Source organism: Methanoculleus sediminis (genome assembly GCF_001017125.1).
GTDB classification, from domain to species: domain Archaea; phylum Halobacteriota; class Methanomicrobia; order Methanomicrobiales; family Methanoculleaceae; genus Methanoculleus; species Methanoculleus sediminis.
Map to the genome: position 1 here is coordinate 213,363 of NZ_JXOJ01000004.1, position 10,614 is coordinate 223,976.

10 protein-coding genes are annotated in these 10,614 nt (G+C 63.0%); 5 read left to right on the forward strand and 5 right to left on the reverse strand.

The genetic code is table 11. The features are described 5' to 3' along the window. Positions 1 to 23 precede the first annotated feature (23 nt). A complete protein-coding gene (locus SZ63_RS13080) occupies positions 24 to 185 on the reverse strand; it encodes a hypothetical protein (protein ID WP_169746321.1) in 162 nt (53 codons plus the stop codon). A gap of 230 nt (positions 186 to 415) precedes the next feature. Here SZ63_RS13080 and SZ63_RS12480 point away from each other — a divergent pair, with 230 nt between their 5' ends. Beyond that, entirely contained in the window at positions 416 to 4,357 is a 3,942-nt protein-coding gene (locus SZ63_RS12480) for a PAS domain S-box protein (RefSeq protein ID WP_052959124.1), read from the forward strand. Positions 4,358 to 4,387: 30 nt separating this feature from the next. Here the strand turns inward: SZ63_RS12480 and SZ63_RS09570 are convergent, their stop codons facing one another. After that, positions 4,388 to 5,047 (reverse strand): hypothetical protein, encoded by a 660-nt coding sequence (locus SZ63_RS09570; RefSeq protein ID WP_048184635.1) that lies wholly within the window; start codon positions 5,045 to 5,047, stop codon positions 4,388 to 4,390. A gap of 138 nt (positions 5,048 to 5,185) precedes the next feature. Next, entirely contained in the window at positions 5,186 to 6,385 is a 1,200-nt protein-coding gene (locus SZ63_RS09575) for an ATP-binding protein (protein ID WP_241481311.1), read from the reverse strand. Positions 6,386 to 6,637: 252 nt separating this feature from the next. On the opposite strand from SZ63_RS09575, the gene SZ63_RS09580 reads away from it, so the two are divergent. Beyond that, positions 6,638 to 7,084 carry an Hsp20/alpha crystallin family protein gene (locus SZ63_RS09580; protein ID WP_052959125.1) on the forward strand — a complete coding sequence of 149 codons (447 nt, stop codon included), beginning with the start codon at positions 6,638 to 6,640 and terminating at the stop codon, positions 7,082 to 7,084. Between the two features lie 152 nt (positions 7,085 to 7,236). Here SZ63_RS09580 and SZ63_RS09585 read toward each other — a convergent pair whose 3' ends face one another. Then, on the reverse strand, positions 7,237 to 7,713 hold the full coding sequence (locus tag SZ63_RS09585; protein ID WP_048184640.1) for a ribonuclease III domain-containing protein: 477 nt from the start codon (positions 7,711 to 7,713) through the stop codon (positions 7,237 to 7,239). A gap of 238 nt (positions 7,714 to 7,951) precedes the next feature. Between SZ63_RS09585 and SZ63_RS09590 the strand changes: the two genes are divergently transcribed. From SZ63_RS09590 to SZ63_RS09600, 3 genes are all read left to right on the forward strand, one after another. Beyond that, complete coding sequence (locus SZ63_RS09590; RefSeq protein WP_048184642.1) at positions 7,952 to 8,875, forward strand: hypothetical protein; 924 nt, start codon at positions 7,952 to 7,954, stop codon at positions 8,873 to 8,875. 290 nt (positions 8,876 to 9,165) lie between these two features. After that, entirely contained in the window at positions 9,166 to 9,477 is a 312-nt protein-coding gene (locus tag SZ63_RS09595; RefSeq protein WP_048184645.1) for a nucleotidyltransferase family protein, read from the forward strand. Then, positions 9,458 to 9,811 (forward strand): HepT-like ribonuclease domain-containing protein, encoded by a 354-nt coding sequence (locus SZ63_RS09600; protein WP_241481312.1) that lies wholly within the window; start codon positions 9,458 to 9,460, stop codon positions 9,809 to 9,811. The genes SZ63_RS09595 and SZ63_RS09600 overlap by 20 nt, the downstream gene beginning before the upstream one ends. A gap of 8 nt (positions 9,812 to 9,819) precedes the next feature. Here SZ63_RS09600 and SZ63_RS09605 read toward each other — a convergent pair whose 3' ends face one another. After that, positions 9,820 to 10,263 (reverse strand): HIT family protein, encoded by a 444-nt coding sequence (locus tag SZ63_RS09605; protein WP_338151819.1) that lies wholly within the window; start codon positions 10,261 to 10,263, stop codon positions 9,820 to 9,822. Positions 10,264 to 10,614 lie beyond the last annotated feature (351 nt).

Sequence of the window (10,614 nt, forward strand, 5' to 3'; positions counted from 1 at the left end):
GAGTCGCGCCACGGGCCCGCCGCTCAGTCGTACAGCCCGATCGCCAGGTAGTCGTCGTCCGAGAGTTCGTCCCAGAGTTCGAGGACGACCGAACCGTCGTCCAGGACGTCGCCGGGGATGACCCATTCGGAGTCGACTTCCCTGACCTCTTCAACCCCGTCCGGGGTTCTCACGAGCACGTTCATGGTGTTGCCTCCGTTCTCGTCCGGTGAGCCGGCCGCGCCCGGGCGACGATCCCCGATGGGCAGGGGGAGCGGCCTGTTCTCACGGTGAAGAGAATGACTATTTATACGTGCCGGATCTCTACGACAGGCGGCTGAAGACAGGAGAGGGGACGTATCTTTCCGGGTTAAAGAGTTTCCACAACTTTAAATAAACAAAGACAGGCTTATCCCATGCAAGTGGAGTCCCGCCGATGACACCGTTCTCTGGCGCTTCTGCCGAACCCGCGCCGGCCCCGCAGATCCTCGACCTGCTCGACGAGGGCGTGCTCCTGGTCGGTCCGGACAACCGTATCGTCTGGATCAACAGAGCACTGCGGCACTGTCTCGGGGTCGACCGGGACGCAGGTATCGGCAGCGACGCCGGCGAGTTCCTGGGCCGGTTTCTTCTGCCCCGGATCGTCGAAGAGGAATGCGGGCGGAAGATCTCGGCATCGCTTCGCGACCGTGCCGAACTTCCCGACCTTGTCTGCACCATCCGGACCCGGGAAGGCAGAGAGCGGCAGGTCCGGTGCTCCGGTAGGGTCGGCGAGGACGGGATGCAGCTCGTCCGCCTGCGAGAGTTCCGGGCGGACCGCGAGCAGGAGGTGCTGGAAACCATCCTCTCCTACCTGCCGGAGACGGTGAACATCCTGGACCGGGACCTCCGGTACGTCTACGCGGACAGGGAGTTCGCCCATCGGCTCGGGCGAGAGCCGCACGAGATGGTGGGGAAGACCTGGGAGGAGCTCGGGCTTTCGACGGAGGGGGCCGGCCCGTACTTCGAGAAGGTCCGGGAGGTCTTCGCCACCGGGAAGAAGGTGCGGGGAGAGGTCCGCCATGCCGTGATCCGGGATATCGCGTACAGCGAGTATATCTCGGTTCCCATCCCCGGGTCTTCCGGCAGGGTCGAGCGGGTGCTGACGGTCTCCCGCGACATCACCGACCGGAAACGGGCGGAGCGGAAGATGGCGCACGAGCGCGAGCTGCTGCAGGCGATCATCGATGCGATCCCGGTGATGATCACGATCTACGACCCGAACCTGAAGGCGTTCCGGCTCAACCGCGCTCTGCGCGAGACGCTGGGCTGGACGGAGGAGGACGCGAGCGGCGACGATCTCATGGCGTTATGCTATCCCGACCCCGGGTACCGGGAGATGGTCGGCCGGTTCATGCAGTCGCTCGAGCCCGGGTGGCGGGACCTTGTGCTGCGGGCGAAGGACGGGTCTTTCGTCGAGAGTTCCTGGGCAAACATCCGCCTCTCCGACGATACCCGGGTCGGCATCGGCATCGATATCCGCAAGCGGAAGGCAGCGGAGAGGGCGCTTCGGGAGAGCGAGGCATGGTTCCGCGGCATCTACGAGAGGGCCGGGATCGGCATCGCTCTCGTGGGGCTGGACGGGCACTTCCTCGACACCAACCCGGCATTCCAGGAGATGCTTGGGTATGGGGGGGACGAGCTTCGCGGCATGCATTTTGCCGATATTACCCATCCCGACGATCTGGCGGGGGACACGGCGCTTGCGGCGTCTCTCGTCGCCGGGGAGATCGAGAGATACCGGCTGGAGAAGCGGTATGTGGGGAGGGACGGCCGGATTCTCTGGGGAATGCTGACGGGTTCTCTCGTCCGGAACGCGGAGGGTGATCCGCAGTTCCTCATCGGCATGATCGAGAACATCACCGAGCGCAAGCGGGCGGAAGACGCCCTCCGGGAGAGCGAGGAGCGGTACCGTTCCCTCGTCGAACTCATGCCGGATGCCGTCGTCGTACACCAGGACGGCATCATCGTCTACGTGAATCCCGCCTGCGTCCGGATCGCGGGCGGGAGGAGTCCCGAAGACATCGTGGGCAAACCGCTGGATCTCTTCGTCTCCCCCGAATACCGCAAGCTTATCGCCGGGCAGATCCACCGGATGCAGCTGGAAGGCACGGCCACCCCGCTGGCCGAACAGGAACTCAAGATCCTCGACGGCCGGACGATCCTGGTCGACATCACGGCGACTCCCATCCTCTACCGGGGCCGGCCTTCCATCATGGTCGTCTTCCGGGACATCACCGAGCGCAAACAGGCGGAGGCGGTACTCCGGGAGCGGACCGGGGAGCTCACCCGGGTCAACCGGGAACTGGACGAGGCGCACCGGGAAGCGAACCTCTACCTGGATATCCTGACGCACGACGTCCGGAACGCGAACAACGTCTCCACGATGTACGCCGATCTTCTGCTCGGCCTGCTCGAGGGCGAGCCGAAGACCTACGCGCAGAAACTGCACGACAGCATCCGGCGGAGCACCGAGATCCTCAAGAACGTCGCAACCATCCGCCGGATCCACCATGAATCGGCCGATCTGTCGCCGGTCGATCTCGACGCCGTCATACGGGAGGAGGTCGGGAGGTTTCCGGCGGCCTCGATCCGCTACGCCGGCCGGCCGATCGAGGTCTGCGCGGACGGCCTCCTCTCGATGGTCTTTACGAACCTGCTCGATAATGCCGTCAAGTTCGGCGGACCGGACGTCGGGATCGCCGTCAGGGTCGAGGAACAGGACGGCGGGGTGCTGGTCTCGGTCGAAGACACCGGCCCGGGGATCCCGGACGGGGTGAAGCGGCTGCTCTTCCGCCGGTTCGAGCGGGGGCTCGGGCACGGCAGGGGCGAAGGCCTCGGGCTCTATATTGTCCGGACGCTCGTGGAGCGTTACGGCGGCGAGGTGCGGGTCGACGACCGCGTCTCCGGCCGTCCGGAAGAGGGGGCGGCGTTCCGGTTCACGCTTCTTAAGGCCTCGCACGGCAGGGGGCCTGCATGCGGCCGGGCCCGCACGCCCCCGCCGGACGACCCGGCAGGCTCCCGCGACACGGAGTGCGGGTACCTCCGCCCGGTCGTCGAACTCGTGAGGGATGCCGTTCTCGTCGCGGACGATGCCGGGAAGATCCGGGAGATCAACCCGGCGGCCTGTGCCCTGCTCGGGTATACCCGGGAAGAGTTGCTGCAGCGGTCGGTCTTTGAGATCTGCGCAGGCGGGGACAGCGAGTTCTGGCGGGAGTTCCTGGAGACCGGCACACTGCAGGGAGAATGCGAGCTTGTGCGGAAGGACGGCGCCACGGTCAGGGTGGAGTGCAACGCCGTGGCCCGGACGGCACCCGGCACCCACGTGGCCACCATCCGCCCCGTCTCCGGAGAGACGCAGGTTGAGGAGACCCTGCAGTTCGAGCGCGATCAGCTCCTCTCGATCTTCGACGGCCTTGAGGAGATCGTGTACGTCACGGATCCCGCGACGAACGAGATCCTGTACGCAAACCCCTTCTTTACGAGAGCGCTCGGGAGGAACGTCGTCGGCGGGATATGCTACCGCGAATTCCAGGGCCGTGACGCACCGTGCCCGTTCTGCACCAACGAGGTGATCCTTCGTCGGAAGCCGGAACCGTACCGGTGGGAGTACTATAACCCGCTTCTCGACGTCCACCTGGATATCGTCGACCGGATCATCCGGTGGCCGGACGGGCGGGACGTGCGGCTCGAGGTCGCGATCGACGTCACCGAGCGGAAACGGGCCGAGCTTGCCCTTCAGGAGAGTGAAGAGCAGTTCCGGGCGCTCCTGGATGCGACCCCCGATGCCACGGTGCTCATCGACCGGGAGGGTACGATCCTTGCCCTGAACGAGGCGATGGCCGCACGGTCCGGGAGGAGCGCGGAAGACCTCCGCGGAACATGCGTCTACGATCTCTTCCCGCCCGAGCTGGCGGCATCCCGGAGGAAGTGGGCCGATGAGGCATTCTCTTCGGCGAAGCCCATCCGGATGACCGACGAGCACGAGGGGAGGATCTTCGATCATATCCTCTTCCCGATCCAGAGTGCTGACGGGCGGGTCCGGCGGCTTGCGGTCATCTCCTCCGACGTCACCGAACGAAAGCAGGTCGAGAGGATCCGGCGGGAGGCATACGGCCGGATCGAGCAGAACATAGAGCAGTTCGCGATCCTGGCCGATCATGTCCGCCAGCCGCTGCAGGTCCTGCTTGCCCGGGCCGATCTCATGGACGACGAGGAGGCCGCAGAGAAGGTTCGCGAGCAGGTCCGGCGGATCGACCGCATCGTCGGCCAGCTCGACCGGGGCTGGATCGAGTCGCGGAAGATCCGGGAGTTCCTGCGCCGGCACGAGACGACGTAGATGCGGCCGGAGCGTTTTCCTCCCGGCTATCTACCCCCCGGCGGGGCAGGCGAGTTCACAGGCCCGGCAGTGGTCGATCCGTCTTCTCCCGGAGGTCCTGTCGGCGTTCATCCGCGCCAGGCACCGCTCCCGGCTGAACCTGCCGGTGGGGAAGGCGTCCATCGGGCAGGCGCGGGTGCAGTAGCCCTCGCAGCCGGCGCAGGGGATGTCTCCTTCCGGCGATGGTTCTTCGGGACACTCCAGATCCGCCCAGACTGCCCGGAACCGGACTTTCGGCCCGTAGCCCGGGACGAGGACGAGGTTGTTTCTCCCCATCCTCCCGATCCCCGCCATGCATGCCGCGTCCTTGAGGTAGATCCCGCCGTCCTCGATCCGGTAGGGGATGAGGCGGGCGCGGACTCCGTACTCTTCCTGCAGCCAGCGGGCGAGGTTTTTGCCGGTATTCCCGAGGATCCGGTCGCCGGGCGTCCCCCGGCCCGGTTCCCAGAGGTCGAGTTCGGGGTGCTCCGGGTCGTGGGAGAGGCCGAGGACGATGCAGGTGCCGCGGTTTTCCTGCGAGCCCGGGTGTTTCTCCGCGACCGCCGAGGGGCAGTCGACGAGCCTTTTTGCCGCCACGGCGCCCGCCACGTCCGCGCCGAGTTCATGCGCCTTTCGGATGGCCGCCCTGATGATCTCGGGGTCGTTGGGCATAGTGGAGAGTGGGCGCGGGGGGTAAAGAAGGGAGCGGTCATCCGGGCTACGGGGGGCGCGTCACCCGTTCTACCCCGTCCGGGGGGAGCGTGATCGGGAAGGCGGCCGCAGGTCCACTCCCGGTGGACGCATCTTCTGTCACTCCAGGTACGGCAGGACCTGCTCCAGGTCCCGATACCCGACCAGCTGCCCTGCTGCCCGGCGCTGGGACCGGTCGCCGCCGTAGACCACGAACGATCTGTCTGGGGCGTTGCCGGAGAGGCTGTTCCAGTAGGTAAGTTCTTTGAAGAAATCGGAACTTGCCGTTCGGCCCGACTTGATCTCGACCGGGACGGGATCCCAACCCTGATACTCGATGATGCAGTCGATCTCGTGCCCGTGTTTATCCCGCCAGAAGTAGAGGTTGGGCTCTTTGCCCCGGTTAAGCCGGAACTTCAGGAACTCCGTTATGATGAGTGATTCAAAGAGCCCTCCTTTGAGGGGATGATAACCGAGGTCGTCGGCACTCTGCACCCCGGCCAGGTGTGCGGCAAGGCCGGGGTCCGTGAAGTAGAGTTTCGGCATCTTCACAAGCCGTTTGTTGAAGTTTTTGTGGTGGGGCCGGATCAGCGCAACCAGCAGCGATGTCTCAAGGAGGGATAGCCACTCTTTCGCCGTGTTATGGGTGATGCCGCAGTCGTTTGCAAGGGATGAGTAGTTCACCACCTGGCCGGACCGGTAGGCGCACATCTTCATGAACGTCTGGAATGCCGAGAGGTTCTGCACCTGTTTGAGAAGCCGGAGATCACGCTCGAGGTAGGTCTGGATATACGATGCATAGAAGTCCGCCGGGGGAATGCTGCTGCTGTAGGGGCGGGGGAAGAGGCCGGCATAGAGGAGGTCCTCGTAGCGCTCGCCCTCGATCCCGGCATGGGCAAGTTCTCTCATCGAGAGGGGGAGCAGTTTGACAATCCCGACCCGGCCGGCGAGCGATTGGGATATCCGCTCCATCATCAGGAAGTTCTGCGACCCGGTGAGGATGAACTGCCCCGGCTTCTGGTTTCTGTCGAGGACTCCCTGCAGGTACGAGAAGAGCTCCGGGACTCTCTGCACCTCGTCGAGGACCGCCCCGGTCTTTTCGTACTGCGCGAGAAAGCTGCGGGGATCCTCCTCTGCGAAGGCGCGGGTGTCGGGATCCTCGAGCAAGATGTAGGGCAGCTGTGGGAATACCGACCGGACGAGCGTCGTCTTTCCCGACTGGCGGGGGCCGATCACGGCCACTGCCGGAAATCCCCGGGCGAGCAAGCGGACCTTCTCCTCCGCCTCCCGCGGGATCATTCCCTGGATCTGGTTGGACATATTGGAAATACAATTTACAATTTGTCCATATATATGCTTCTGTGATGGCCGGAAACGCAGGTGGTCATGGCAGCCCTTCCGTTCGTCACTTTTTCCGCTTGAGAGCCGTTTGGTCTCCCTGTCCGGTGTTGCAGAGGGTTCGGGGCCGGGGGGTGAAGAAGGGAGCGGTTGTCCGGGGCTCTACAGGGGAGACCCCAGAACTTATATGAGCGGGAGGGTGTAGGCTGCACGACACCTGGAGGAGTTGGGAGTATGGAACAGAAAGAATTCTCGTGCCCGTTTCGGAGGGCGCTCGGCCCGGGGACGTGCGGGATGCACAGGCGGCTCCACGAGATGATCGCGGGGCCCGGGCAGCGGATGATCTCCGTGGTCCGGGGTGCGGGGATCCCGGTCGACGTCCGGGACCTCGAGGACGAGGTCGCGGTCGCCGCCGACCTCCCGGGGATGGCGGGCGGCGATGTCGCGGTACGGCTCACCGGCCCGATGACGCTGCGGATCACCGTCCGAACGAGGGAGGAAGAAGAACGGGGAGGCTACGCCGTCAGGGAGAGGCTGTCCGGGGAGATGACCCGGGTCGTGAACCTTCCCGCGGAGGTCACGGACGAGGGTGCGGCGGCCACTCTCCGAAACGGCGTGCTGGCGGTGCGGCTGAAGAAGGTTTCCGGGCAGGGGGCCGAGATCCCGGTTCGCGAAGGATAGGCGGCGGGGTGCGGGGGAGAGAAGACTCGGGGGTGTGGGCCGTCATCAGACCGCCTGCCGGGTTCCGGCCGACGGCCCGGGGGTGCTGCGTCACATCGACACCCGTTACCTGCGGCTTGGGACAACCCCCTCTCATCCACCTGCAGGTCCCACTATTCCGGAATCTGCCTTTTCAGCATCTCTTCCCGGTAGGGTTCGTACCAGCCGGAGACGGCCTTCTTTGCCGACTCGTATCCGCCGTCCAGGTACATCGCCCCGATGATCGCCTCAAGCGTCTCGGCAATGACGTTGGGCTCTTCGTTATGCTTCTGCATTCTGGCCCCTTCTCCGACAAGGATTTTATCCTGCAGATCAAACCCCCTCCCCAGTTCGGCAAGAAACGGGCGGCGTTCAATGGTGCTTTTCTTTATGGTGATCTCGCCTTTCGTCTCATACCCCGAACGCATGAGGAGGTCGCACAAAATTGCTTTCAGCACCGCGTCGCCCAGCGTCCGGAGGGCGTCCTGATCCTCGCAGATTTTCTGCTTCTGTCGCTCTTCATTCGAACGCGACCGATGGAGCAGGGCACGCCGGAGGAGATCCTTGTCTTCGAAATGATAGTTGATCCGTTCTTCGAGGCGGTCTTCCATATGTGCGATATGGCGATGAATCACAGATATATGCATCTATTTTAACCAGGGGCTTTCTCCTGTTCTTGAATAGAATAATCTTACCGTGCAGGGATTTTCAGGCGTTGTATCAGCCTCGTCCGTGAACGCATCCGGGCTCCTGCTCTTTCTACTCCCTTCAATAACCCCACGAGAGACCTGGCGCTACGTTTTTAAGCGTCGGGTTCCATTGGCGTTTCGTATTCCGGGGAGGAAGGCCATGGAGAGCATCGACTTCGATCGTGCCTACTACATCAAGCTGGGAGAGAAAGGGAAGTGGGAGCAGTCGAGCATCGAAGAGGGGAAGATGCGGATCGGCTGGACCAACGTCGACCTCGAGGATCTCCGCCGGGGGAACTGGGAGATCATCGAGAGGGCAATCCGGCATAAGGTGAAGCATCCCGGATCTGCCACCCACGACTTCAACTCCCTGAAAACGATCCACAACTCGAACCGCGGCGACGTCTGGATCACGTTCTACGACTCGAAGCTCTGGTGGTGCCGGCTCAAGGATGGCCGGATCCTCGAGGACGGGGTATCCAAATACCGCCTGACCGACGGCGGCTGGCACGATAGGAGCATACAGGGGAAGGTGCTCCTGACGAACACCCTGCCCGGCAACATTGCCCAGCTGCAGGCCTTCCGGGCCACCTCCTGCACGGTCAGGCCGCTCGACACCCTCAGGCGCCTGATCAACGGCGAGCATACGCCCGAGTACACTGCGACCGTCGACGCACGGGAGGAACTTGTTTACCGGACCGAGGCCCTGATCCGGCACCTGCACTGGATGGACTTCGAGGTTCTCGTCGATCTCGTCTTTTCGGGGGCAGGCTGGAGGCGGAGGAGCGTCGTCGGCAAGACGATGAAATTTGCGGACATCGAGTTCGAGGACCCGATCAACAACGAGTCCTATCAGGTCCAGGTGAAATCGAGATCGACCCTTCACGAGTTCCGCGAGTATAGCGACCGGTTCACCCGGGACGAGTTCAGAAAACTCTTCTACGTCGTCCACTCCCCCGACGATGCCCTGGCGGCACACGCGACGTCCCCCGACCCGGAAGTGGTGCTGGTACCCCCCCGGCGGCTCGCCGCGATGGTCGTGGATGCGGGACTGGTCGGGTGGGTGCTGGAGAAGACGGTATGAGCGGCAGGAGGGGATGACGAGGAGGTGGCCGGGACGATTTGTTCGAAGTCGAACTTCGAACATCTGGATATTGCACGAGATTGCGGAACCGGTCAGATCTCTGCAGAAAGCGCCCGGAGAACTTGTTGGGGTGACGATCCTCTGCCTCTGTGAGGTGGGTTCCTGACCCTTGATGAACTGGTAGCCCTCCTCCGGGTTTATATCCCCGGTCGCCTGATGGAGGAGAACGGCATCCGCCGATCCGAAAGAGATAATGCCCCCTGGATGGTAAATCATCATAGAGTTGTCCGATGCACCCTCTCATCTGTGAGAAGATCTCCGAGATTGCCCGCGTCGCTCGACGCCGCCGTGTAAGGAGGCTTGGGATCTTCGGCTCGGCGACGAGCGACCGGTTCGACCCTGCAGCAAGCGACATCGATTTTGTCGTCGAGTTCGAACCGATGACTCCAGCGGAGCATGCAGAGGCTTATTTTGGTCTCGCAGAAGATCTGGCCCGCCTTTTTTGCCGCAAGATCGATCTCGTCGAGCGATCGGCGATCAGAAACCCGATCTTCCGTGAGTCCGTGGAAGGAACCTGCAAAGATGTCTATGCCGTCGCGTGAAGCACAGAAGTATCTCTACGATATTGCCGGGGCCGCCGACTATATCGCGCAGTTCACCGCCGGAAGATCCTTTGAGGAGTATCGTACCAATCCCATGCTGAGATCTGCTGTCGAGCGGCAGTTCGAGATCATCGGCGAAGCATTGAACCAGCTCCTCCGGCGGGAGCCGGGCCTCGGTGAGAGGATCTCCGATGCATCTCTGATCGTTGCGTTCAGGAATCGACTGATTCACGGGTATGCGAGCGTATCCGATGAGGTTGTCTGGGGTGTCGTCGAGAGGTACCTCCCGGTTCTTTCGAGCGAAGTGCGGGATCTCCTGGCAGGGGATGAGTAGGACCGGCGTCACAGAACCCGGGGGTCCCCGCTCCAACCGAATAGGCTCGATCGTTTCCTCTTGAATCCAGGCAGTTCGACCTCTTCGGCCGCTGGGCACACTGCATTTTCCTGATGGTTACTGATTCTTCCCGGCACTCTGTGCCAGTACACTCTCTTCTCCGGGATCGCCCCCCTGACCCCGCCCCGGGGGTCTTCCACGTCCCCGGCATACCGCGGGATCACATGCACGTGCAGGTGCATCACCGTCTGCCCGGCGGCCTCTCCGACGTTCACGCCGACGTTGTAGCCGTCGGGATGGTACCGGCCGTCGAGGAGGTCTTTCGCCTCCCGGAGGAGGGCGAGGAGGGCGATCTGCTCCGTATCGGTCGCGTCGAAGAAGTCCGCGACGTGGCGGAAGGGGATGATGAGGAGGTGGCCGGGGCGATTTGTTCGAAGCCGAGCTCCGAACATTAGGTGGGGAGCTCCGAACATCAGGGTACATTGCACGAGATTGCGGAACTGATTAGATCGCTGCAGAGAGTGCTCAGAGAACCTGTTGGGGTGATGCTCCTCTGCGGGGAGAGGTTCCTGACTCTCGACGACGGCGATGGTTCAGATCGGCATTCTCGCAAAGAGGGAACGACCGGGCTGGCCGTGGGCCACTCGCAGACGTACGTAACGAGAGAGCGATAGCAAGAACTCAGAGCCGGATCGCGATGGGATCAATGGGATCATGTTAAGATCATAATGGGATCATAATACCTGTCCAGAATAATTTTAAACGGATTTAGTGCGTGGAATGGGTAACGTCTCAGATCTTCT